At 66.9% G+C, this 23,069-nt stretch carries 25 protein-coding genes; 13 read left to right on the top strand and 12 right to left on the bottom strand.

The window, feature by feature from the left end; translation table 11 throughout:
* The first annotated feature begins 5 nt into the window (after positions 1-5).
* Positions 6-1,742 carry a hypothetical protein gene (locus tag F1D05_RS05850; RefSeq protein ID WP_185446345.1) on the top strand — a complete coding sequence of 579 codons (1,737 nt, stop codon included), beginning with the start codon at positions 6-8 and terminating at the stop codon, positions 1,740-1,742.
* 29 nt (positions 1,743-1,771) lie between these two features.
* Here F1D05_RS05850 and F1D05_RS05855 read toward each other — a convergent pair whose 3' ends face one another.
* The 3 genes from F1D05_RS05855 to miaB form a co-directional block, all read right to left on the bottom strand.
* Positions 1,772-2,593, bottom strand: a complete 822-nt coding sequence (locus F1D05_RS05855; protein ID WP_185446346.1) for an SCO6745 family protein — start codon at positions 2,591-2,593, stop codon at positions 1,772-1,774.
* A gap of 194 nt (positions 2,594-2,787) precedes the next feature.
* Positions 2,788-3,495 carry a phosphotransferase gene (locus tag F1D05_RS05860; RefSeq protein ID WP_246486458.1) on the bottom strand — a complete coding sequence of 236 codons (708 nt, stop codon included), beginning with the start codon at positions 3,493-3,495 and terminating at the stop codon, positions 2,788-2,790.
* Position 3,496: 1 nt separating this feature from the next.
* Positions 3,497-4,978 carry a tRNA (N6-isopentenyl adenosine(37)-C2)-methylthiotransferase MiaB gene (gene miaB / locus F1D05_RS05865; protein WP_185446347.1) on the bottom strand — a complete coding sequence of 494 codons (1,482 nt, stop codon included), beginning with the start codon at positions 4,976-4,978 and terminating at the stop codon, positions 3,497-3,499.
* A gap of 126 nt (positions 4,979-5,104) precedes the next feature.
* Between miaB and F1D05_RS05870 the strand changes: the two genes are divergently transcribed.
* Both F1D05_RS05870 and F1D05_RS05875 read left to right on the top strand, forming a co-directional pair.
* Positions 5,105-5,341 (top strand): twin-arginine translocation signal domain-containing protein, encoded by a 237-nt coding sequence (locus F1D05_RS05870; protein ID WP_185446348.1) that lies wholly within the window; start codon positions 5,105-5,107, stop codon positions 5,339-5,341.
* 7 nt (positions 5,342-5,348) lie between these two features.
* Positions 5,349-5,528 carry a hypothetical protein gene (locus F1D05_RS05875; protein ID WP_185446349.1) on the top strand — a complete coding sequence of 60 codons (180 nt, stop codon included), beginning with the start codon at positions 5,349-5,351 and terminating at the stop codon, positions 5,526-5,528.
* 175 nt (positions 5,529-5,703) lie between these two features.
* Here the strand turns inward: F1D05_RS05875 and F1D05_RS05880 are convergent, their stop codons facing one another.
* Positions 5,704-8,379 (bottom strand): WD40/YVTN/BNR-like repeat-containing protein, encoded by a 2,676-nt coding sequence (locus F1D05_RS05880; protein WP_185446350.1) that lies wholly within the window; start codon positions 8,377-8,379, stop codon positions 5,704-5,706.
* Positions 8,380-8,636: 257 nt separating this feature from the next.
* Here F1D05_RS05880 and F1D05_RS05885 point away from each other — a divergent pair, with 257 nt between their 5' ends.
* The 7 genes from F1D05_RS05885 (at position 8,637) to F1D05_RS05915 (ending at position 14,086) form a co-directional block, all read left to right on the top strand.
* Entirely contained in the window at positions 8,637-9,398 is a 762-nt protein-coding gene (locus F1D05_RS05885) for an amino acid ABC transporter ATP-binding protein (protein WP_185446351.1), read from the top strand.
* 57 nt (positions 9,399-9,455) lie between these two features.
* Entirely contained in the window at positions 9,456-10,286 is an 831-nt protein-coding gene (locus tag F1D05_RS05890; RefSeq protein ID WP_185446352.1) for a glutamate ABC transporter substrate-binding protein, read from the top strand.
* 77 nt (positions 10,287-10,363) lie between these two features.
* Positions 10,364-11,053, top strand: coding sequence for an amino acid ABC transporter permease (locus F1D05_RS05895; RefSeq protein WP_185446353.1), 690 nt, complete (start codon positions 10,364-10,366; stop codon positions 11,051-11,053).
* On the top strand, positions 11,050-11,964 hold the full coding sequence (locus F1D05_RS05900) for an amino acid ABC transporter permease (RefSeq protein WP_185446354.1): 915 nt from the start codon (positions 11,050-11,052) through the stop codon (positions 11,962-11,964). Before F1D05_RS05895 ends, F1D05_RS05900 begins: the two co-directional genes overlap by 4 nt.
* Before the next feature lie 177 nt (positions 11,965-12,141).
* Positions 12,142-12,567 (top strand): hypothetical protein, encoded by a 426-nt coding sequence (locus tag F1D05_RS05905; RefSeq protein WP_185446355.1) that lies wholly within the window; start codon positions 12,142-12,144, stop codon positions 12,565-12,567.
* Positions 12,568-12,584: 17 nt separating this feature from the next.
* Complete coding sequence (locus F1D05_RS05910) at positions 12,585-13,016, top strand: hypothetical protein (protein WP_185446356.1); 432 nt, start codon at positions 12,585-12,587, stop codon at positions 13,014-13,016.
* Between the two features lie 173 nt (positions 13,017-13,189).
* A complete protein-coding gene (locus F1D05_RS05915; protein WP_185446357.1) occupies positions 13,190-14,086 on the top strand; it encodes an aminoglycoside phosphotransferase family protein in 897 nt (298 codons plus the stop codon).
* A 26-nt stretch (positions 14,087-14,112) separates the two neighbouring features.
* Here the strand turns inward: F1D05_RS05915 and F1D05_RS05920 are convergent, their stop codons facing one another.
* The 6 genes from F1D05_RS05920 to F1D05_RS05945 form a co-directional block, all read right to left on the bottom strand.
* The gene (locus tag F1D05_RS05920; protein ID WP_185446358.1) at positions 14,113-15,291 is read right to left on the bottom strand and encodes an ABC transporter permease; all 1,179 of its coding nucleotides are present in this window, start codon (positions 15,289-15,291) and stop codon (positions 14,113-14,115) included.
* Entirely contained in the window at positions 15,288-16,004 is a 717-nt protein-coding gene (locus F1D05_RS05925) for an ABC transporter ATP-binding protein (RefSeq protein ID WP_185446359.1), read from the bottom strand. The genes F1D05_RS05920 and F1D05_RS05925 overlap by 4 nt, the downstream gene beginning before the upstream one ends.
* A 5-nt stretch (positions 16,005-16,009) precedes the next feature.
* The gene (locus tag F1D05_RS05930) at positions 16,010-16,825 is read right to left on the bottom strand and encodes a hypothetical protein (protein ID WP_206686093.1); all 816 of its coding nucleotides are present in this window, start codon (positions 16,823-16,825) and stop codon (positions 16,010-16,012) included.
* Position 16,826: 1 nt separating this feature from the next.
* Complete coding sequence (locus F1D05_RS05935; RefSeq protein WP_185446361.1) at positions 16,827-17,312, bottom strand: hypothetical protein; 486 nt, start codon at positions 17,310-17,312, stop codon at positions 16,827-16,829.
* Positions 17,313-17,422: 110 nt separating this feature from the next.
* Positions 17,423-17,824 carry a hypothetical protein gene (locus F1D05_RS05940; protein WP_185446362.1) on the bottom strand — a complete coding sequence of 134 codons (402 nt, stop codon included), beginning with the start codon at positions 17,822-17,824 and terminating at the stop codon, positions 17,423-17,425.
* Between the two features lie 484 nt (positions 17,825-18,308).
* Positions 18,309-19,598, bottom strand: coding sequence for an aspartate aminotransferase family protein (locus F1D05_RS05945; protein WP_185446363.1), 1,290 nt, complete (start codon positions 19,596-19,598; stop codon positions 18,309-18,311).
* A 72-nt stretch (positions 19,599-19,670) separates the two neighbouring features.
* Here F1D05_RS05945 and F1D05_RS05950 point away from each other — a divergent pair, with 72 nt between their 5' ends.
* Positions 19,671-20,765, top strand: a complete 1,095-nt coding sequence (locus F1D05_RS05950) for an LOG family protein (protein WP_185449009.1) — start codon at positions 19,671-19,673, stop codon at positions 20,763-20,765.
* 76 nt (positions 20,766-20,841) lie between these two features.
* Positions 20,842-21,543, top strand: a complete 702-nt coding sequence (locus F1D05_RS05955; RefSeq protein WP_185446364.1) for an alpha/beta fold hydrolase — start codon at positions 20,842-20,844, stop codon at positions 21,541-21,543.
* A 6-nt stretch (positions 21,544-21,549) separates the two neighbouring features.
* Here the strand turns inward: F1D05_RS05955 and F1D05_RS05960 are convergent, their stop codons facing one another.
* Entirely contained in the window at positions 21,550-21,972 is a 423-nt protein-coding gene (locus tag F1D05_RS05960) for a MarR family winged helix-turn-helix transcriptional regulator (RefSeq protein ID WP_185446365.1), read from the bottom strand.
* An 85-nt stretch (positions 21,973-22,057) separates the two neighbouring features.
* On the opposite strand from F1D05_RS05960, the gene F1D05_RS05965 reads away from it, so the two are divergent.
* Positions 22,058-22,582: an alpha/beta fold hydrolase gene (locus F1D05_RS05965; protein ID WP_206686095.1), complete on the top strand. Its 525-nt coding sequence runs from the start codon at positions 22,058-22,060 to the stop codon at positions 22,580-22,582.
* Here the strand turns inward: F1D05_RS05965 and F1D05_RS05970 are convergent.
* On the bottom strand, positions 22,572-23,069 hold the full coding sequence (locus tag F1D05_RS05970) for a DivIVA domain-containing protein (protein WP_185446366.1): 498 nt from the start codon (positions 23,067-23,069) through the stop codon (positions 22,572-22,574). The genes F1D05_RS05965 and F1D05_RS05970 overlap by 11 nt on opposite strands.

A 23,069-nucleotide genomic window follows, 5' to 3' on the forward strand; every position in this document is an offset into this window, starting at 1 on the left:
AACACATGTCCATCGATTTCAGCTCGCTCGACGCGGCCCAGACCCTTGCCCGGGCCTCCGCCGCGCACGAGCTGCAACGACGCAGCGAACTCGAGCTCATTCTCCTCGCCCAGCACTACGCCCACCTCCACCCCTCATCCGCCAGAGTCCGCGACGACGGCCTCCCCGGAGGCGAACAAACCAAGGTCTACGGCGGCGAGGGCTGCCCGGAGATCGCCGAGTTCGCGGTCGCCGAGTTCGGGGTGGTGACCGGCCGGTCCGCCGGCTCGGCCGCGAAGTTCATCGGCCAAGCCGTCGCGCTGCCCTACCGGTTTCCGCTCACCTGGAAACAGGTCGAGTCCGGTGAAGCTACCGGCTGGAAGGCCCTCCACGTCGTCCAGGAATGCGTGACGTTGTCGGTGGATGCGGCGGCGATCGTGGATCGGCGGGTCGCCGACATCATCGACTCCGTCACTTTTTTACAGTTGCGGAAGATCATCAAGGCGGCGACCTGGGAAGCCGACCCCGACGCCGCGAAAGCCGCCGCGGAGGCAACGGCGAAAGAGCGTGGTGTCTGGGTCGGGCGTACCGATGATCACGGCACCGCCACGTTGTTCATCAAGGGCGCGACCGGAGACATCATTCAGTTGAAAGCCACCATCACCCAACTCGCTGATGCTCTGGCCGCCCTCGGTGACACCGACACCCTGGACCAGCGCCGCGCCAAGGCCGCCGGCCTGCTGTCCGATCCCGGCCTCGCCGCCGATCTCCTCAGCGCAGCAGCCCGGCACCTCGTCACCGCACAGGCCAACACCGGCCACCCGGCCCCCGCAACCGCCACCGCCACCCTGGAGCCCGAGTCTGCTCCGGAAGCCGACCTGGCCTGGACGGCCCGCTCGGACAACCATCCGGACGAGGCCGACCGCAGTAGTTGCCTCGCCGAACCTGGTCTCGACGACGAGGCCGACCGCGACACTCCACACCCCGCCATCGCGGGCCATCCACTCGACCCACCCCATCCAGGCCAACCGGTCCAACCAGCCGAGGTACCCGGGTCAGGCGGTGAGGAACGACGATCGTCCCTGCGCCGTGCGCCGGAAGCGGGAGAGCCAGCCGCGCCCGCAGACCACCCTGCCTGCCCGGGCATGGACCCTGCCGCACGCCTCGAACTGCGCCGCAAGCTCGACGCCATCCGGCAAGACCACCCCGACACCCGTGGGCGCCGGATCTACCAGACCGTGGTCAACCTTCACATCACCGACGAAACTCTCCTCGCCGGTCAGGGAACCGCACGCGTCGAAGGCTACGGACCCGTCTACACCGACCGGCTCGAAGAACTCCTCGGCCATCACCGCGTCGTCGTACGGCCCGTTATCGACCTCAACAACGCCATCAGCGTTCACGCCTACGAGATCCCCGGCCGCTTTCGCGACCACCTCAATCTTCGCTACCCGGTCGAACAGTTCCCCTACGGCACCGGCGAAACGACCCGTTCCACCGATCTCGACCACATCCAGCCGTACCGGACAGCGGGTCCACCCGGCCAAACCAACACCGACAACCTCGCACCGTTGCGCCGGTTCAGCCACCGGCTCAAGACCCATGGCGACTGGCGGTACCGCCGCGTCGACCACCTCACTCTGGAATGGACCACACCCCATGGCTATGTCATCGACGTCGATCACAACGGCACCCATCGCGCCCTTGCCGGAGTCCGACGCCGACGAGCGATGCTCGAACCTCCCCCACTCCGCGATGCCTGATACTGCGACCGAAACTCGGGGAGGTGAGGCTAAAAGGGGCTGGCGGCGTCGAGGGTGGTGGCGAGGGGCTTGAGGTCCGTGCTGAGCTGGTCCAGTTCGCTCGGTTCCAGGATGTCGTACGCCGGTGCGGCGAGGGCGTCGGTGAGCGCCTCGATCCGCTCCTTCGTCTTCCGGCCGGCGTCGCTGAGCCAGCCGGAAGCGTCGATGAGGCCGCGGGCGCGCATGCCGTCCACGACCGCAGTCAGCTGGGCCGTGGGCAGGTGGTGGACCCGGCCGAACTTCTCGGCGGGCGTGCCCTCGGAGAGCGCGTGGAGCACGTGGGCCTCGGTCCCGCCGATGCCTTCGCTGACCAGGGCGGCGATGTGACCGTCTCCGCGGTGCTCGCGGAGCAGGGTGGCCGCGTGCCAGAGGCGGGCGACGGGTTCCTCGGGGGCGGGGAGCGTCCGGAGCGCGGCGTACAAGATCCGTCCCTCGGTCGGGGCGCTGTACGCCGCTTTGGTGGCGAGGTCGGCGGCACGCGCGAGGGCGGGGGTGTCGGCGAGGTCGCCGAGGATCCGCCTCATCGCCGCGGCACAGCCCTGCTCGCGAGCGGTGATCGCTGCCTGGGGAGTGGTGAGGTCCCAGATGTGGGGGATGTGCCGGGCGACCTCGCCGGGGGCGAAGTTGTAGAAGATCGCGTGGACCACTTCCGCCGGGACCTGGCCCAGCGGTGCGGCCCGTCCGGCGAAGTAGGCATCCCAGGTGTTCCGGAGGCCGAGCGCCATCAGCGCCTCGTCCGCCTCGTCGGCGGTGTAGGCAACCATGTGGGCCGGCTCCAGGAGCTGGTGCAGGTGGCGGGCGACGGACTCCATGCTGGGGTTCTCCTCTGCGGTGGCCGCCCCACGTGGGCGGCTCTCACCCTTGCTACGAACGCCTCCCCCTCGATCCGACAATCATCGCGCAGAATTCTTTGAGGAACTTCTCCTCCGCCGGCGTACCGGTTAGTTCGGGAGGTGGGAGCGGATTAGCTCGGCCTGGGCTGGGAGGAGGGCCAGTTCCGCCGCCGTCAGGGTGACGTTGCGGGAGCGGGTATCCAGGGCTGCCTGCAGACCCGGCGTGGGGTCGATGGATTCGGCGAGGTAGGCGGCGAGGGCCTCGCGGAGCATCGGGGACAGGTCGGCCCAGGGCCCGGGTCGACGGCTACCTGGGCGAAGATGATCGCGGTCATCGCGATGTCGAACTCGGGCGTGCCTTCCTCGGCGTTGCGCCAGTCGATCACGACCGGGCCGTCGGGCGTCTGGATCACGTTGTAGGGATGGAGATCCCCGTGCATCACGACGAGGCCCGCGGTGCCGCTCGGGGCCGGGATGGCGTGGAGGCGGCGGTGCAGGTCGGCGTGCATCCGGCCGATTTCCACCGCTGACAGGTCACCGGCGATCGCGGCGTCGGCGACAGTCGGGCCGGCCAGCCGCTGGATCACCATGTCCGCCCCCTCGATCTGGCGTACGGCCGGCACCGGATAGCCGTACTTCGCGACCCAGCGCATGAAGTCGGCCTCGTCGCGAACCGGGTAGCCGTTGCGATAGCGCCGCAGTACCCAGGAATCGTCGATCGAGTAAACGTCCGCGTCCCGCCCCGAAGCGAACGGCTTCGCGTCGGCGGAAATCAGCTGCGCCGAGGTCGACGGCTCCGCGTCGCCAGGAATCAGCTGCGTCGAAGCCGGCTGCTTCGCGTCTTCGGTATCCGCCGGAGCGAGAGGATCCGGGTTGGACACGTCAATTGACCTGGCAGCCGCCGGTAGCGGGTTCCAGGGGCGCCGGCTTCACGCCGATCGTCGGCATCCCGAGCATCACACCAGGCGCGTCGACGGCAGGCGCGTCCTGCAGGCGCTCCCAGGCGTCGCCCGCCCGCGTACGCCGTACTGAACCGAACACGTCGGCGACCAGGTGGTGCGGCGCCGCGTAGGTGACCTCGACGGTCGCCATGTCACCCGGTCGCGGCTTCTCGACACCCTCAGGAAGCGCGAAGTGGACGAGCCGGTTGTCCTGCGCGCGCCCAGACAGCCGGTGGGTGGCAGCGTCCTTGCGCCCCTCTCCCTCGGCGACGAGCACCTCGAGCGACCGGCCGACGACCTTCTTGTTCTCGTCCCAGGCCATCTGCTCCTGCAGCTCGACGAGCCGCTCGTAGCGATTCTGTACGACGTCGCGCGGCACCTGGTCTTCCATCGACTCAGCCGGAGTGCCCGGCCGCTTGGAGTACTGGAAGGTGAACGCGCCGGCGAACCGCGCCTGGCGTACCACGTCGAGAGTGCCCTGGAAGTCTTCCTCGGTCTCGCCCGGGAAGCCGACGATGATGTCGGTGGTGATCGCCGCGTCCGGCATCGCCGCGCGGACGTCCTCGATGATCTTCAGATAGCGGTCGCGGCGGTACGAGCGGCGCATCGTCTTGAGGATCTGGTCCGACCCCGACTGCAGCGGCATGTGCAGCGACGGCATCACGTTCGGCGTCTCGGCCATCGCCTCGATCACGTCGGCGGTGAAGTCGCGCGGGTGCGGCGAGGTGAACCGGACCCGCTCGAGGCCCTCGATGGCACCGCAGGCGCGGAGCAGCTTCGAGAACGCGTAGCGGTCGCCGAACTCCACGCCGTACGAGTTGACGTTCTGGCCGAGCAGGGTCACCTCGAGCACGCCTTCGGCGACGAGCGCCTCGACCTCGGCGAGCACATCGCCCGGACGGCGGTCCTTCTCGCGACCGCGCAGCGCGGGGACGATGCAGAACGTGCAGGTGTTGTTGCAGCCGACGCTGACCGAGACCCAGGCGGAGTACGGCGACTCGCGGCGGGTCGGCAGCGTGGACGGGAAGACGTCGAGCGACTCCAGGATCTCGACCTGGGACTCCTCGGCGATCCGGGCCCGCTCCAGCAGCACCGGCAGCGAGCCGATGTTGTGGGTGCCGAAGACCACGTCGACCCAGGGCGCCTTCTTGGTGATGGTCGCCTTGTCCTTCTGCGCCAGGCAGCCGCCGACGGCGATCTGCATCCCCGGCTTCTTGGCCTTCACCGGCGCCAGGTGACCGAGGTTGCCGTACAGCTTGTTGTCGGCGTTCTCCCGGACCGCGCAGGTGTTGAACACGACCACATCGGCCTGGTCACCCTCGGGCGCACGGACATAGCCAGCGTCCTCCAGCAGCCCACGCAGGCGCTCGGAGTCGTGAACATTCATCTGACACCCGTAGGTGCGGACCTCATATGTACGCATAACAGCCACCAAGAGTACGTCGTACTCCGGGCTGCCGCGGCATCGGCTGGGAGTGGGCCTAACACCACCTCGGTCGGGGTTCTGCGACCCCTGCCGGGAAGCTCGCCGGACATAACACTGGAACCCATGAACAGTTCTCGCCGTCAGTTTCTTGCCCGTACCGCCGCCGGGGCCGCGGTGGTTGCCGGTGGCTCTTTCGCCGCCTCACCCGCGTCCGCCACCTCTGCCGTCACTCGAGGTCGGGCCGGCACCCGGATCACCGCGTTGACCGACGTCACCGTGATCGATGTGGTGACCGACTCCAGCGGGCCGGACCCCGGCGACGCTGAAGTACCTCAGCGAGGACTCGGTCGGGACCTATGAGTACGTGATGGACACCCTCTACAAGGCGAACCGTGGCGCGGAGGAGATCTCGTACCAACAGCAGATGTGGGAGTACCGGCAGCGGTTCGTCCGCGAACTGTTCGCGCACGAGGTACCGATCCTGGCCGGCACGGACACCGGTACGCCGTACTCGGTGCCCGGTTTCGCGCTGCACGCGGCCGGGTGATCTCCCCCGCGGCGCGGCAGAAGATGCTCGCCGACGTCGGGGCCGCCGTCAAGCGGCCGCCGTCGGCGACCGCCATCTCTGCAGCTGGCTGCTGCGGAACCCGCCGTCCCGCCTGAAGAAGCCGCTGCAGGACGGCCCGCTCCGAGGAGAGGCGGGCCGTCCTTTCGTCGGCAACTCAGGCAGGCGGGGTGATGCTCCAGATCCCGCGGCCGTGGGTTGCGGCGTACACCTTGCCGTCCGGGCCGGACTCGATGTCCGTCACGGTCGTCGTCGGCAGGCCGTTGCCCAGGATCTGCCAGGTCGTCGCACCAGGTGCCCGGTAGAACGTGGCCAGGTCGGATCCGACCACCAACGCACCGTTGGCAAGCTGCTTGACCGTGCTGGCCGGTACGTCAGGCATGTTCGCCGTGATGTCCGTCCACGTCGCTCCGCCGTCCCTCGTCTCGTAGACGTGGCCGACACCGGCGCCCGGTCCCTCGGTGAAGCGGCGGGAGAAGCCGTTCACCGCGACGTAGGCATGCTGACCCGACGCGGGATCGATACCCACTCCGGCCAGGAACCTGTTCGGGAAGGTCCCCGGCAGACTCACCTGGTGCCAGCTACCACCGGCGTTGGTCGCCAGCCCGCGGGCGAATCCGGCGTTGTTGCACGGACCGCACCAGCTCACCCAGCCGACGCCGCCGCGCATCGCCACGGCCGTCGCGGAGTGGCCGGCACCCAGGTCGAACGCCTTCGTCCACTCGCTCGCGCTGCGCATCCCCCAACCCTTGGTCGAGGTGTAAACGAACTGGCCACCGGCGATGAACCCACTGGAGTTCGCCGAGTCGATCGCGATCGGGGCGATGAACCGCGGTGCCGGGTCACCCGGATCGAGACTCCACGAGCTCGCCTGGTCCAGGCTCAAGGCGCCGGGATTCAGCGCGCAGTTGTTGGTGATCTTGACCGCCAGCGCGACGTACTCCTGGAGCTGGTTGCAGCCGTTCTGTGGATCAGCCGCGCCGTCACCTCCGTCGCCACCGAAGTTCGAGCCCATCTCGGTGTCGCCGGTACTGCCGTCAGGCTTGACCGAGAACAGGTTCGACACACCGTTGTCCTGCAGACCACCGGACACCACGACGCCGCCGTTCTTGGTGTCCTTGCCGACCGACACCGAGTAGTACTGCAGCCCGTCCATCGTGCCGTCCTTGGTCAGCGAGACCCAGTCGGTCGCGTTCTTGTTCGCGTTGACCTGACCGCTCACCGGGCGCCGGTAGACGCCGCCGTCGTTGCCGGCGAATACGACCGGCTTGCCGCCGGCAGTTCCGACCGCGACCGAGTGCTGGTCGGGATGGCCTGCCAGCGGGCAGGAGTTCTTCGAGTCCTCGATGTTCCAGCAGTCGAAGCCGAAATTCCAGTACGGCATGATCGCGGCCCAGTGCGAGCCGCCGTCGGGCGTCTCGAAGACCTCTTCCAGGCCGGCCCAGACGTGGTCGGCGTTGGCCGGGTCGACCGTGAGGAACTGGTTGTACCAGGCCTGCACGCCGACGGAGTACCCCTTGCGGGCCAGGGCGGAGCCACTGTTGTGCAGGATCTGCGGGTCCGCGATCTTGTTCCACGGCCCGGCCGGGCTGCCGGTCTTGGACACGAAGATCCCGGCGAGGCTGGTACTGGTGTTGATCTTGCTCGGCTGCTGCACCAGTGCGTAGAGCCGATCGCCGGTCTTGCTGAAGGCGAAGGTCGTGTAGCCGACGTCGGTGCTGTTCTTGATGCCGCCGAGTACGACGCTCAGCCGCTTCCAGCCGGCCGGACCGGCGGTGAAGTCGGACGTCTCGTAGAAGCCGTTGTAGGTGTCGCCCGAGCGCCAGCCGATCGCGGCGATCACGTGCTTGGGGTTCTTCGGATCGATCGCGATGTCGTTGACGATGTTCTTGTACGCGGCGTTCGTGGCCCCGCCGGTCTGGGTTCCGGCCGGGACCAGCACGTTGCCGGCGTCGTCCTTGATCTCGGGCATGAAGTCCGGATTCGGGTAGAACGCGACCTTCCAGGCCCCCGCCTTGGTCGAAGCGTCGTGGTACCAGACACCGCGGTTGGTCGCGGCGAACACCTGGCCGCCACCCCAGCGCAGTCGGCCGACCGTGGTCGACTCCAGTTCCTTACCGCCGACCCGGTCCGACGGGGCGAATACGCCCGAGGCCGGGTTCGCGAGCCGGTAGACGCCCGACCCGACGTACGACGTACCGCCGGTGTTGGCTTCGCCGGTCGCGTACCAGAGCGACCCGTCGCCGGCCAGTTGCAGGTCTCCACCGCTCAACGAAGGCAGGGTGTCCGACAGTGGCGTCCAGTTGCCACCACCGGTGCTGGATCGCCAGACGCCGCCGTTGGCACCTGCGGCGTACACATGGTTCGAACCGTCCGCGGCGAGCCCGGTGATGCGGCCGGTGACGTGTCCGGCGCCGCCGCTGGAGTTGGAGTACCAGTCGCGGTAGCGGGGGTCGTCCGCGTTGTAGGGAACCTTGGTGACGTCGCTCCAGGTTCCGGCCGTGTGCTGCATCGCGGTGAGCTGGGCGAAGGCCGCGGAGTACGCGCCTGGGGCAACAATGCCGCCCGGCGCCGTCCGCGCCTGCTCGAACTCGTCAGCGATCGTGAAGGCTTCCTTGGACTCGCTCTGCATCTCCGACGGGTTGCCGCCGGCGATCATCAGCGCCTTCTCCATCACCGCCGCGTTGTAGTGCTTGTCGGCCCACTGATGCTTGAGCCACTCCTCCTTGAGTTCGTACCGGCCCGCGTAGCCACCCACACCTGCCGCGACGAGACCTACTCCGAGGACACCTGCCAGGACTTTTCTACTGCGTCCGGTCAGCGAGATTCGCATGACACCCTCCGACATTTCTCGGCGGGGTGCCGTGGTTCTCTCAGCACTCCCGTAGCACAGAGCCGCTGGCGACCATACGTCCGGGGGTATGCCCAGCGGTAGAGATGGGGCCCGCGCGGCGCCGAGCAAGGGAAATCCTGCATGATCGTTCGGTGCGTGATCAGTCCGTGACACAGCGGCGCGAACCGTCGCAGATCGTTACCTCTGTGGAACCGGGGAGCCGTGCGGCTTACCCTCTGCTCCGATAAGTTCTCGCCATGAGCGATTCCGGCACCCTGACGACAACTGGTCTTGTCGCCCTGACGGACGTCAACAAACATTTTGGCGACCTGCACGTCCTGAAGGACATCAATCTGTCCATCAAGAAGGGCGAGGTCGTCGTCGTGATCGGGCCGTCCGGCTCCGGCAAGTCGACGCTGTGCCGTGCGATCAACCGGCTGGAGCCGATCGATTCCGGCAGCATCACGCTCGACGGCCAGCCGTTGCCCAGCGAGGGCAGGGCGCTGGCGAAGCTCCGTGCCGATGTCGGCATGGTCTTCCAGAGCTTCAACCTGTTCGCGCACAAGACCATCCTGCAGAACGTCACCCTCGGCCCGACCAAGGTTCGCGGCCAGTCGAAGGCGGAGGCGGACAAGCACGCCCGCGCCCTGCTGGACCGCGTCGGGGTCGGCGCCCAGGCCGACAAGTTCCCGGCCCAGCTGTCCGGTGGCCAGCAGCAGCGCGTCGCGATCGCCCGGGCACTGGCGATGGACCCGAAGGTGATGCTCTTCGACGAGCCCACCTCCGCGCTGGACCCGGAGATGATCAACGAGGTGCTCGACGTGATGGTCGAGCTCGCCAAGCAGAGCATGACGATGGTCGTGGTCACCCACGAGATGGGCTTCGCCCGGAAGGCCGCCAACCGGGTGGTCTTCATGGCCGACGGCCAGATCGTCGAAGAGGCCGAACCGGAGAAGTTCTTCACCGACCCGCAGACCCGGCGGGCCCAGGACTTCCTCTCCAAGATCCTCACTCACTGACCGCCTTGCCCATCCCCTGCAATTCCTGAGTAGTACCGAATACCTGGAGGAACCAAAATGCGACAGCGGATCATCGCTGCCCTCGGCGTCACGGTCCTGGCCGTTACCGGCCTGACGGCCTGCGGCGACGACTCGGGCTCGGGCGGCGGGGGCGGCAAGATCGTCATCGGCGTCAAGTTCGACCAGCCCGGTCTCGGCCTGAAGGAAGGCTCGAAGAACACCGGCATGGACGTGGACGTGGCGAAGTACGTGGCCAAGGAGCTCGGCTACGCCGAGGACAAGATCGAGTTCAAGGAATCACCGTCGGCACAGCGCGAGACGCTGCTGGCCAACGGCCAGGTGAAGATGATCCTGGCGACCTACTCGATCACCGACGCCCGCAAGGAGAAGGTCTCCTTCGCAGGCCCGTACCTGGTCGCCGGTCAGGACCTACTGGTCAAGGCCGACAGCACCATCACCGGCCCGGAAGACCTGGCCGGCAAGAAGCTCTGCTCGGTGACCGGCTCGACCTCGGCGCAAAAGGTTGCCGACAAGTTCGCCAAGACCGTGCAGCTGCAGAAGTACGATACCTACTCGAAGTGTGTCGAGGCACTGGCCGGTGGCGCGATCGACGCGGTGACCACCGACAACACCATCCTGGCTGGTTTCGCCGCCCAGCCCGCCAACCAGGGCAAGTTCAAGGTGGTCGGCAAGACCTTCTCCACCGAGCACTACGGCGTCGGCCTGAAAAAGGGCGACAAGGACACCTGCGAGAAGGTGAACACCGCCCTGAAGAAGATGGTCGACTCCGGCGAATGGCAGAAGGCTTTCGACGCCAACATCGGCCCCTCCGGACTGAAGCTGGACCCGGCGACCAACCCGCCGAAGACGTTCGACCCTTGCGCCTGACCTGAACACCGTGGGGAGGGACCGTCGCGGTTCCTCCCCACGCGTGGGTCTCCACCTCGTTTCCCCGCTGGAGCAGCATGCATCTGATCTCCGAGTTGTTCTCCGACTATCCGATCTTCGGAGCCTTCAAGCAGACGATCTACCTGACGCTGCTGTCCGCGGTGTTCGCCCTGCTGATCGGCACCGTCGTCGCGGTGATGCGGGTCTCGCCGATCCGGGTGCTGCAACTGATCGGCACCGGCTACGTGAACATCGTCCGGAACACGCCGCTCACCCTGGTGATCGTGTTCTGTAACCTGGGCCTGTTCATCCAGCTGGGTGTGGCAGTGGCCAACAAGAGTTCAGACACCTTCATTGACACCAACAACTTCCGGCTGGCCGTGCTCGGCCTGTCGGTGTACCACGCCTCGTTCGTGGCCGAGGCGATCCGCAGTGGTGTCAACACGGTCCCGCTGGGTCAGGCCGAGGCCGCCCGCGCGATCGGACTGCCGTTCCTCAAGACCCTGCGCCATGTCGTCCTGCCCCAGGCGTTCCGAGGTGCCATCGCACCGCTGGGCAATGTGCTGATCGCGCTCACCAAGAACTCGACCGTGGCCTCCGTGATCGGCGTCGCCGACTCGTCCGCGACGATGAAGGACATGATGGAGAACCGGCCAGACGTGCTGTTCGTGACCTTCGGCATCTTCGCCGTCGGCTTCGTCATCCTGACCCTGCCGGTCGGCATCTTGTTCACCTCGCTGTCCAAGCGGCTGGCGGTGAAGCGATGAGCGCCGGTGTTCTGTTCGACACCCCTGGGCCGCGGTCCAGGCGTCTGTACGCCGTGATCGGCGCGGCCGGCATCGTCATCCTGCTACTGATCCTCTGGTTCGTGCTGGCCAAGCTCGATGACAAAGGACAGCTCACCGCCGCGAAGTGGAAGCCGTTCCTCACCGGCGAGATCTGGACCGAGTACTTGATTCCCGGTCTGATCGGCACCCTCAAGGCGGCCGCGATCTCCGTCGTACTCGCCCTTGTCGTCGGGGTTCTGCTCGGCGTCGGCCGGCTGTCCGCGACGAAGTGGATCCGCTGGCCCAGCAGCGTCATCGTCGAGTTCTTCCGCGCGGTCCCCGTGCTGCTGATGATGCTGTTCGCCTACGCGCTCTACGGCCACTACGAAACGTTCCCGCCGGATCAGATCGCTCTGGCCGGCGTCGTGACCGGGCTGACTCTCTACAACGGCTCCGTCATCGCCGAACTGGTCCGCTCCGGCGTGCACTCGCTTCCGAAGGGACAGAACGAGGCCGCGCTGGCCATCGGCCTGACCACGCCGAAGACGATGCGGCTGGTCTTGTTGCCGCAGGCAATCACGGCGATGATGCCGGCGATCGTCGGCCAGCTGGTCGTGGTACTGAAGGACACCGCGCTCGGCTACATCATCACGTACGAGGAACTCCTCCGGAAGGCGGAGCAGATCGGTAACTACAAGTCGAACCTGGTCCCGGCCCTGATCTTCGTCGGCGCGCTGTTCGTCATCATCAACAACTTCGTCGGCCTGGGCGCCAACAAGCTCGAACAACGCACCCGTCGCCGCGGCCGCTCGGCCGGAGGCCCGCTGGCCCCCGACCAGATCGACCAGGCCGCCGTCGCGGTGGCGGCCGCCAGTGCCAACCAGGCCTACACCGGCGAACCCGGCGCCTGACTTCTCCCTGACAAAAAGCCCCGTCCGCCGGAATTCGGCAGACGGGGCTTTGTCATTTCTGCAGCTTCCTGCAATGCGGCGGTGATTTCCTCGACGAATCGATCTCCGCGACGTAGCGTCCGACCAAGGCATTAAAACTCAAACGTTTAATTGAGATGTCAACGGGAGGAATCTGCAATGCGGATGAGATATTTACCGGCGGCCGTCGCGCTGCTCACAGCGCCGCTCGTGGCGAACACACCGGCCCAGGCCACGCAGGCCGACCTGTCGTGGAGCTGTGGCGCCATCACCATCAAGAACACCTTCGACAACGACCAGACCGGTGGATGGTGGGTCGTCACCACCTCGATGAACTGCACCCCGGGCGCCTGGCCCAAGAGGTACAGCAACGAGATCAGCGACCGGCCCTTCACCAAGTACTACCTCTTCGACCACACCAGCTACGTCAGCCGGGGATATGACAAGACCATCATCATCGACGCCACCCCGGCGAAGGCCAACAAGTCCGCCTGCGTAGAGGCCAGGGCCGAGCTCTACTTCCCCAACCGGTCATTGGCGACCGAGAAGTCCCGGAACGCCTGTTTCAAGACGGCGGCACCGTAACCACTACAAAAGGGGAAATGGATATGCACAGGACCAGTAAAGCCATTGCCTGCGCAGCGACCGGTCTGGCGCTGCTTGCCGTAGCGCCGGGCACCGCCCTGGCGACCGGCACCGGAGTCGAGGCTTGGAACTTCTGCGGTTCGACCTCCGCTTCGTGGAGCACCTCGACGCAAGGGCGCAGCGGCACCGTGACCGTGACCGGCGAATGCGCGATCGATGCGAACTGGCGGATGGACGTCTACGTCAATGGCGAGTGGTGGGTCTACTCCACCGGCAAGGTGAAGGTCGGCAAGCACACCATCAGGACCGTCGCGCCGACCATGCCCAAGCCCAATGACAGGCGGGGCAACTACACGTACGCGAAGATCACCTACACGGCCGGCCAGACCTGGAAGAACAGCTGGGAAGAAGACCTCGGCTACCTCTCATGCAGGGGATGTACCGGCTAGCGCGTCGGGTCGGACGTGGAGACGAGCAGGGTCGTCGGCGCCTTCACACGGCAACCCTGCTCGCTCGCGACTGACCAGCGACGACCTGGGTCTCTTGTGTCGAATAGTTGATACAAGACGGCTGATTGAAAAACGCGTTGCAGGTGAACCCGTTCTGCGCCGAGACTTCCGGGGTGGCTTTGAATGCGGATGGGCGGGCTGGGATCGATGTCAGGCTGGTCAAGCGGCTGGTGAAGGCTCAGTTCCCGCAGTGGGCTGAGCTGTCGGTCGAGCCGGTCAGTATCGACGGGCATGACAACCGGACGTACCGGCTGGGTGACGCGATGACGGTTCGATTGCCGACTGCCTCGGCGTACGCGCCGGCGGTGGACAAGGAGGACCGGTGGCTGCCGATCCTGGCGCCGCACCTGCCGGTCGGCGTACCGGAGCCGGTAGGCAAGGGAGTTCCGGGTGAGGGCTATGGCTTCAACTGGTCGATCCGCCGGTGGCTGGAAGGGCAGACCTCGCAGCCGGACCGGATCGACGATCTGACCTCGTTTGCCAGGCAGGTGGCCGAATTCATTCGGGCGTTGCAGCTGTGCGACGCGACTGACGGGCCGATCGCCGGAGCGCACAGCTTCTGGCGTGGTGCACCGCCCGAGTACTACGACGACGAGACGCGCCGGGCTCTGATTGCTCTTGAAGGCCACGTGGACACGCGAGCCGCGACCGCTGTTTGGGAGGCGGCGACCGAGTCGGTCTGGGACGGGCCGCCGACCTGGTTCCACGGGGACATTGCCAGCGGCAACCTTCTCGTCGAGGACGGGCGGCTGTCGGCCGTGATCGACTTCGGTACGTCGGGGGTCGGCGATCCCGCGTGCGACCTGGTGATCGCCTGGACCACGTTCGAGGGTGCCAGTCGCGAAGCGTTCCGCCGTACGGTCGATCAGGACGAGGGCACCTGGGCACGAGCTCGCGGCTGGGCGCTGTGGAAGGCCATGATCGTCCTGGCAGTGGTCATCGACATCGATGAGGACAGGGCCGCCAGCTGCCGCCGTGTGATCGAGGAGATACTCGCCGACGCTCGCTAGTCTGTCTCGCTTCGGCCGTGCCGGCACTAGAGGCGGATGATTCGTGCGATCGGTGTGCGCGCGGCCCGGAGCGCGGGATAAAGCCCACCCAGCAGCGCGGCCGCCGAACTTGCCGAGACACCGATGAGAACGGCCGGCAGAGACACGCTCACCCCGCCGACAGGGCTGTCCGCCTGAAGGGCCTCGACTACCGTGGGCAGCAGGAGCATCGCCCCCAGGGTCGCAGTCAGCGACCCGAGGAAGGCCATCAGTTGCGACTCCAGCAGCATAACCAGCAGGACGTCGGCCAGCGATGCGCCAAGCGCCCGCCGAAGGGACAATTCGTCGGCCCGTTCCCGGGCTGTCGCCAGGCCGATGTTGAGGATGCCGAGGCAGCCCACCAGCAGGCTGAGCGCGGCGATGCCGAGGAAGATCCGGCGCAGGATCGCCAGTTGATCGGCGTACGAATCGATCCGGTCGACCCGGGCGACGTCACCGATCCATGGGGTCAGGCCGGCGGCGTCCGACAAGCTCGTCACCTGGTGCTGGAGCCGTTCGGTGGTGAGGACACCGCCAGTGGTCAGGACGCCGATCGAGCCGGTCTCGTAGGCGAGCCGTTGCCAATAGGCGTTGCCTGAAACGTCGACGTAGGCATGCGGTTGAGAGTTGCCGTCGTGGACGACTCCGACGACGACCACGGCCGCTCGCGGGTATCTGTCGCCGAGGGCGATCCACGCCCGACCGGCCGGCCAGTCCTGCGCCTCCCAGGCCGCGCGGTTCAGCACGATCTGAGGTGCCAGGCGGGCCGAACCGAACCAGGTTCCCCGCAGCAGCGGGAAGGGCAGAATTGCGGCCAGGTCAGGCTCGACGGCCGTCACCGAGAGGTCGCTCGTACGGTCGCTGGTGCCGATGGTGAGTTGCGGCTGATCGATGACGAGAGCCGTCTTCGAGGCGGGACCAGCGGCCCGTCGGACGACGTCCCGGATCTGATGGGCCGTCGCCACGGCATCCCCGTCGTTGCCTGTCACTGCGACCCTGACGGTGACGGCCGGTCCAGTCTGAAGGATCGAGTCGCGCACCACGGTCTGGGCCATGAAGTCACCGCCACCCTGGATCACGACGATGGCCAGTACGCCGACGAAGAGGCTCACCGACGTGAGCGCACTCCGCAACGGCCGCCGCCGAACCCCCAACCATGCCACCAGCACCGCCGACTTCCAGGTCATGGACTCACCAGGGCGCCACGGTCGAGGGTAAGCATTCGGTCGCAGCCGGCGGCGACGAGCTTGTCGTGGGTCACGACGACCAGTGCCACGCCGCCGTCGTGAGCGAGCGCGTGCAACTCCTTCATGACAACGGCCCCGGTCTCCTCGTCGAGCGACCCGGTCGGCTCGTCGGCGAGGATCACACGAGGGCCGCAGACGAGCGCCCGGGCAATGGCGACTCGCTGTCGCTCACCGCCGGACAACTGATCCGGCCGGCGCCCGGCGAGACCCTCCATCCGCACCTTGGCCAATGCCTCCAGCGCGAGCTCGCGACGGCTCCGCCTGCGCAGACCGAGGTGGAGGATCGCGGCCTCGACGTTCTCCCGGACGCTGAGCTGCGGCAGCAGGCAGAAGTTCTGGAACACGAACCCGAACAGTTGCGCCCGGAGCCTCGCCCGGGCCGCGTCGCGGAGCCCACGAACCCCTACTCCGTCGACCAGGTAAGTCCCGTCGGACAGATCGTCGAGCAACCCGAGGATCGACAGCAAGGTGCTCTTCCCGGACCCGGACCGGCCGACGACCGCCACCCGTTCCCCCGGATCGAGAGTCAGCGAGACCCCACGCAACAACACCTGCTCGCCACCGTGCCCGTCGGCGGCCGGCTTCCCGGCAGAGCTCCCGGCAGACTTCCCGACGACGGACTTCGTGCCGGACGAGAGTTCGAGCAGGTGCATGGGCGCTACCCTCCGGCCAGGTTCGGTGCGGACAAGGAGACCCGATCCCCCTCGGCCAGCCCGGACAGGATCGCGATCCGATTGCCGTCGCTCGCCCCCAACGTGACGCTCCTCGGAGTGTTCTCGCCGGCCGGCCCGACGAGAACGACCGTCCCCCGCGCAGCGGACCCGGCCACTGCCTCGAGCGGGAGGGTCAACACATCCCGCTCCTCGGCCGTCACCAGCGCCAGCACGCCAGGCATGCCTTCGAAAACCGGCAAGTCCGCCGGAACCAGACACGTCACGCGCAACGGACCGCCGGAGCTTCCCGCTCCCGCCTGCCGCGTCGGAACAGTGCTCAGCAAAACACACGAGAACGGCCCGGGTCCGTTCGTCACCTGAGCCTTGGCCGAGAGGACTGGCAAATAGAGGCGGTAGAGCGACGCGGGATCCACCTCCGCGACCACGCCGAACCCTGCCGCCTTCACCTCGGCGACCGGGAACCGGGCCGGAACGCGCTGCCCCGCCAGCACGAGCACCCTGGTGACGGCGGCACCGGACGGCACGCTCACGGGTACGACGGATCCGTCGTTCCTCCTGATCCGCACAACTCGATCGGACCCCAGCAGGACCACGCCCGCGGCCGGAGAGGTGACCAGCCCACCGGGCGCGGCAGCCACCGCCGCTTTGAGCGTGACCACACTTTGAATGGATCCCCTGGAAACCGCCGCCGTGGCCGGAGTGGTGGTCGGCGACTGGCCCGGGGCATGCTGGGCCTGACCGCCGCTGCACCCAGCAAGCCCTAGCACGCAGGCGACGCCGACCGTCCCGAGAAGTCTCACGTCAGATCGATTCCTTGGTGCAGTTCTGCTGGAAGTCGCCTGCGATCGGGGCGAGGTCGCCCAGCGACGCGCGCCGGAGCACATCCTCGAAGAAAGTCCGGGACTCAGCCTGTAGTGACGTCGTGTAGTAGTAGGTCTGCCTGACCTTCAGCGCCTCGGCCAGCGCTCCTTCCCGGTCCTTCGAAGTGGCTCCCCCCGCCAGCGCTTTGCTCACCCAGGAGCAATACCAGCGGCGGTCGGCAGCCTGCCGTCCGAAACCGGGTTGATAGACGACATTGTGCCCGTCCTCGGTCTTCGCCAGGAAGCTCTGATCGCCGGGCCACCCCCAGCCGTCCGCCAATTTCAGCGTCGCGGCTTCGGCCCGATATTCAGAGATCATGTCGCCGACCTTAAGTCCGTCGGTTTTCCCAGCGCCGGCAGCTGGCGATTGGCTGCAGCCGGCCAGCGTCAGGAACAGTACCGCGAAGCACCATCCAGAATTGCGCATCAAGTCGTCCTTCCCTACATTTCGGCGAGCTCGGTTCAACCTGGGCAGAATGGATCCATGAATGGATCCACCCCGCCCAGGAATTTCACGGTCGCTCAGCGTTCATCGGCTCAGTAGTGCTCCGAGCCGATGAAGTTGTACGGGCTGCAGCCACCCCCGGGGCAACCACTGCTCAGCCGGAAGGCGTTGTAGAACTGCCGGCCGTTGGTGACACTGCCGGCCAGCGTCCGGCGGACGTTGGTCTCGGACTTCGTCCAGGTCTGCGGGTTGCCGATCAACGCGTAGGACACGCTCAGCAACTCGAAGTACTGGCCGTTCTTCGGCAACGAGGAGAAGCTCACGGTGACCGAACCGGTGCCTTCCTTGAACCGCGCGTTCGACGAGATGTACAGGTCGCCGCTCGCATAGTTCGTACCGGTGATGCCATGATCCGACGCAGCGTCGGCGGTGGTCACGCCGAGCGCCACCACTCCCGCGGCCACGGCACCCATCGCGACCATTCTCTTGACCATTCCACGACGATTCATTCTGCCTCACATTCGACTGGGCGTGCGGCCACACCGATCCGGCCGGATCCTTTCAGTGTTTCGCCACACGCTGTGAATAGAATGGCCTCAGAGTGAGTCCGTCGAGATCACCTGTCAAGCCCTCGATACGGATATCGATTCAGCCAAGAAATGAACGATTCGGAACCGCGGTAGGAACTATTCCTACCGGCGCTCGAACTGGTTTCAAGTAAATGTATAAATGCATTTGACGGCGCACGCCGAATAGGCCCCGGAACGGCGCGTGACGCGTCGGACCGCAGGCTGGGTACCGCTGTTGATGGCTCCCCCATGAGCCCCTAAGGCTGACGATCCCCCTCGGCAGGCTCACCCAGCCCGCCGCAATCGCAGTGGAAACATACAAGCACCTGCGCCCACACACAAGCACTCGCAGTAGCCATGACGTCGCGGCTACGGCGAGTGCTTGACTTCGGTCGAGATGCAGGCGGCGTCAGCGCAGGGTGTTGAAGGAGTCGCGGATGATCTCCAGCGCCTCGGTGGTCTCGTCCTCGGTCAGCGTCATCGGCGGCGCCATTCGCAGTACGTTGCCGTAGAGCCCGCCCTTGCCGATCAGCAGGCCGCGGTTCTTGGTCTCCTGCTGCAGCTTCGCCGTGGTCACCGGGTCCGGCTTGTTGTCGCCCGGCAGAACGATCTCGGCCGCCAGCATCAGCCCCTTGCCCCGGACGTCGCCCAGCTCAGGGAACTCCTCCGAGATGCCGCGCAGGCCGTCCATCAGCTGGGAACCACGCTTGGCCGCGTTCGCCTGCAGGTCGTGGTCGACCAGGTAGTCGATGGTCGCCTTCGCGGCGGTGGTCGAGATCGGGTTGCCGCCGAACGTCGACAGCGAGTTCGCGCTCAGGCTGTCCATCAGCTCGGGCCTCGCGACCACACCGCCGATGGCGAACCCGTTGCCGAGCCCCTTCGCGAACGTCATCGCATCGGGCACCACGTCGTGCGCCTGGATCCCCCAGAAGTGGTCGCCGGTCCGGCCCCACCCGGTCTGCACCTCGTCGGAGATCATCAGGATGCCGAACTCGTCGAGCACCTCCTTGAACGCGGCGTACAGGCCGTCGGGCGGCGACGAGAAACCGCCGACGCCCTGGATCGGCTCCAGGATCATGCAGGCGACGTCGCCGGACGTGGTGGTCTGGATGACCTCGCGGAGGTCGTCCGTGCACACCTTGATGTACTCCGCGTCCGGCAGGTCCTTGAACGGGCTGCGATAGCGGTACGCGCCTTGCACGTACTGGACGTTCACCGGCGACAGGCTGCTCGCCGACCAGCCGCGGTTGCCGGTGATCGCGACCGTGCCGAACGCGCGCCCGTGGTACGAGTTGCGCAGCGCGAGAACCTGGTTGGAGCGACGCTTCTGGGTCGCGAGCAGCAGGGCCGCCTCGTTCGCCTCGGTGCCTGAGTTGGTGAAGAAGACCTTGGCGTCCGGGATCCCGGACAGCTCGGCGATCTTCTCGGCCAGCTCGATCTGCCGCCGGATCAGGTACACCGTGGAGGTGTGCGCGATCCCGGTCTCGAGCTGGGCCCGGACGGCGTCGGAGATCTCGGCGATGTCGTACCCGATCGCGTTGGTCAGGATGCCGGCGAAGAAGTCCAGGTACTCCTTGCCCTCACCGTCGGTCACCCGGCGGCCGGACCCCTTGACGATCTCGATCGGCTGCTCGTAGTACAACGACAACCAGTCGGGCATGACGGCCTTGTGACGCTCCCAGAGTTCCGCATGAGTCATGTCTAAGCATTACCTCATCGGTGGGGTTCGCAGATAGGGGGCTCCTATCGATCTAGGGTGCTGCTCGTGACAATGCCGAGCATTCCGCATGTGGATATCGAGTCCTTGGAGCATTTCGACCGGATCGTGGCTGCCGGAGCGACCTCGATGACCGGCTGGCGGGTCCAGTCGGTGCCGCTGCTCGAGCGGACCCCCGTCCTCCGGAAGCTCGGGCCGGCCGGGTCCGTGTTCCTCGGCTGCGCGCTCGAGGAGGACGCCTCCACCTGGATCCGCGACGGTGGCGGGCTGATCTTCCCGGCGATCCCGGAGCTGCCCTTCGATCCGTACCGGGGCTTCCTGTACTCCGCGGACGAGTTGTACGCCGGCCTGTCGTCCGGCTACGAAGCCACTCCGGACGCCCAGATCTACGCCTGGTCGCGACAGCAGGACGAGAAGGGCGACACCCGCCGGACCCTGGCGGCCGCGCTGCACGACCACTCGATCGCGGATGCCTTGGCAGAGTTGCCCGGCAACCGGCCGTGGATCGGCGTGATGGGCGGGCACGGGATCCTGCGAGGCGATCCGGACTACCGTGCCGCGGTACTGCTCGGCCGTACTCTCGCCCGCGCCGGTCTGATGGTCGCCACCGGCGGTGGCCCGGGTGCCATGGAGGCGGCCAACCTGGGCGCCTCGCTGGCGGAGTACGACGATGCGGCTGTGCAGACAGCTCTGGACGAGCTGGCCCGGGTGCCGTCGTTCCGCCCGTCGATCGCCGCTTGGGCCGCCGCGGGCCTCGCAGTACGCGGGACCTTCCCGGGTGACGGCGGTGTCTCCATCCCGACCTGGTTCTACGGACACGAGCCGCCGAACGTGTTCGCGGGCGCGATCGCGAAGTACTTCTCCAACGCCCAGCGCGAGGACGTTCTCCTCAGCCGGGCCCGCGGCGGCATCATCTACCTCCCGGGCGCGGCAGGCACCGTCCAGGAGATCTTCCAGGCCGTGACACCCAACTACTACGGCGATGTCGTCAGTCAGATCCCTCTGATCCTGATCGGTGTCGACTATTGGACCCAGCGAGTCCCCGTCTGGCCACTGCTCCAGCAACTCGCCGCCGACCGCACGATGGCTTCGTCCCTCCACCTCGTTGACACCATCGACCAGGCAGCAAAGCTTGTGTTCTCCGACTGACGGCTGCAAGATCTCTGCCCACGAGCCGGACCAAGTAGGCCGAAAACTGTCGGAGGCCCTCGCTAGGTTGCTCAGCATGGCGAACTTTGTGTTGGTGCCGGGGGCTTGGCTGGGTGCGTGGGCGTGGGACGAGGTCGCGGAGGCGCTGCGGGCGGAGGGGCATCGGGCGTATCAGGTGACGCTGTCCGGGTTGGCCGAGCGTGCTGACGCCGACAATATGGGGCAGGCGCAGCACGTCGCCGATGTCGTCTCTGCGATCGAGGACAACGATCTGTACGACGTGGTGCTCGCCGGGCACAGCTATTCCGGCATACCGGTCGGGCAGGCCGCTGCGCTGATCGGTGATCGGCTGCGCCGGGTCGTCTATGTCGACTCGAACGTGGCGACGGACGGCAAGTCGTTCATCGACGGCTGGTCCGAGGAGGGGCGCGCCTGGGTCGAAGGCCAGCTGAAGGAGACCGGCGGATTCTGGCCTCCGTTGACCGCCGAGGACTACGTCGGCCAGGACCTTTCGGACGACGCGATCGCGGTCATCCTCGAACGTGGCACGCCACACCCCGGTCCGTCGATCAGCGAGCCGGCCCAGCTCACCCGGCCGCTCGCCGACCTCCCCACGACGTACCTCAAATGCCTGATGGACGGCGCCCAGCCTTCGTCGGACGTCCAGGAGTTGCTGAAGTCGCCGTCCTGGGAGCTGGCCGAACTCCCCACCGGCCACTGGCCGATGTTCTCCCAGCCCGCGGCCCTGACGAAGTTCTTCCTCGGAGTCGCCGGCTGACCGGGGCTACGCCGTCGGGTCTGCGCCGAGGGCTGCGTCGAGCAGCTCGCCCAGCTGGTCGAGCTGAGCGGTGGACAGGTCCTTGAACGAGGACTCGACGACGACGTCCACCGCGTCCTGACCGGCGGCGCGCAGTCGCGCGCCCTCGTCGGTGAGCTGATGCCGCACGGCCCTGCCCGGGCCGGGAACGCGCTCGATCAGGCCACGGTCGGCCATCCGGGTGGCCAGCGAACCGAACGACTGGTCGGTCTGGAAGGTCAGCACGGCGAGGTCGTGCAGTGAGGCATCCGGCTTGCGGTGCAGGTGGCGCAAGGTGTCCCACTGCACGAGCGAGAGTCCCAGTGGCGCCAGCGCGTGGCTCAGCGCGCGGTGGTGGCGATATTGCAGCCGCTTGACGGCTAGAGCGACCTCGGCCGGGCGATACGTCATACCCGGCACCCTATCCCAGGTTGCTTATATCAGGATACTGATCTAAGTTTCCTGATATAGATTCTCGACCCGTTGGGAAGACACCATGACGACGCTCCCCTTGGCCGGCCCGCTCAGGCCGACTCGCACCCTGCAGCTCGACCTCCCCGGATCGGTCGAGGTGACGGTCCAGGATCGCGACCGCACCCGGCCGTTCCTGCTCTTGCACGGCGGCGGCGTGGCGACGATGGCCGGTTTCGCCGACCTGCTCGCCGAACGCACCCACTCCCGGGTGCTACTGCCCACTCACCCCGGCTTCGCCGGTACGCCGAAGCCCGCAGAGCTGACCAGCGTCACCGAGCTGGCCCGGGTGTACGTCGCGATGCTCGAGCAACTCGACCTCACGGACGTGACCGTGGTCGGCTCGCCAAGCGGCTCGGCGACATCGACATCCCGGTCCACGTGCTGTGGGGCGAGAGCGACGGCATCGCCGGCCCGGAGTACGGGCGCGCTTTCGCCGCCGCGATCCCACTCTCGACCTTCACCCTGCTCCCCCGCACCGGCCACCTGCCGCAACTGGAGACCCCCGAAGAACTGCTCGGCGCACTCCTCGCGGGGCGCTAGATACTGAGCCAGGCTTCGGCTTCATCGAGGAACTTGTCGACCTCTTCCACGTCGTAGCCCTCGGAGATCCGGACCGGCCTGAACTGCACCTTGTGGATCTCGCGAGGAGTGACCGGGCTGCTGACGGGCAGACCGTTCACCGTCGCCATCACCCGGTCGACAAAGGCATCGACCTGCTCCATGTCGTAGCCCTCACGAAGGCGGACCGCCGTGAAGCGCGGTGCCTGTCGCTGCTGATCGGCCGGAACCCGACTGGGAACCGATCGATCCGGCATCCACTGCTCGGCGTCGGCCATGAAGTTGTCGACCTCTTCGGCGGAGTAACCCGAGCCGAAGAGCGGAGTACGGAAGGCTGCCTTGCGCAGCTCGGCGACGGTCACCGACGGCTGCGTCGTACGGTTCGCTGTCGCGAGGACCCGGTCGACCATGGCGTCGACCTCGGCGCGGTCGTAGCGTTCACCGATCCGGCGAACGGTGAACTCCGGCTTGAGCAA

The sequence above is a fragment of the Kribbella qitaiheensis genome (assembly GCF_014217565.1).
In the GTDB taxonomy this organism is placed as follows: Bacteria; Actinomycetota; Actinomycetes; order Propionibacteriales; family Kribbellaceae; genus Kribbella; species Kribbella qitaiheensis_A.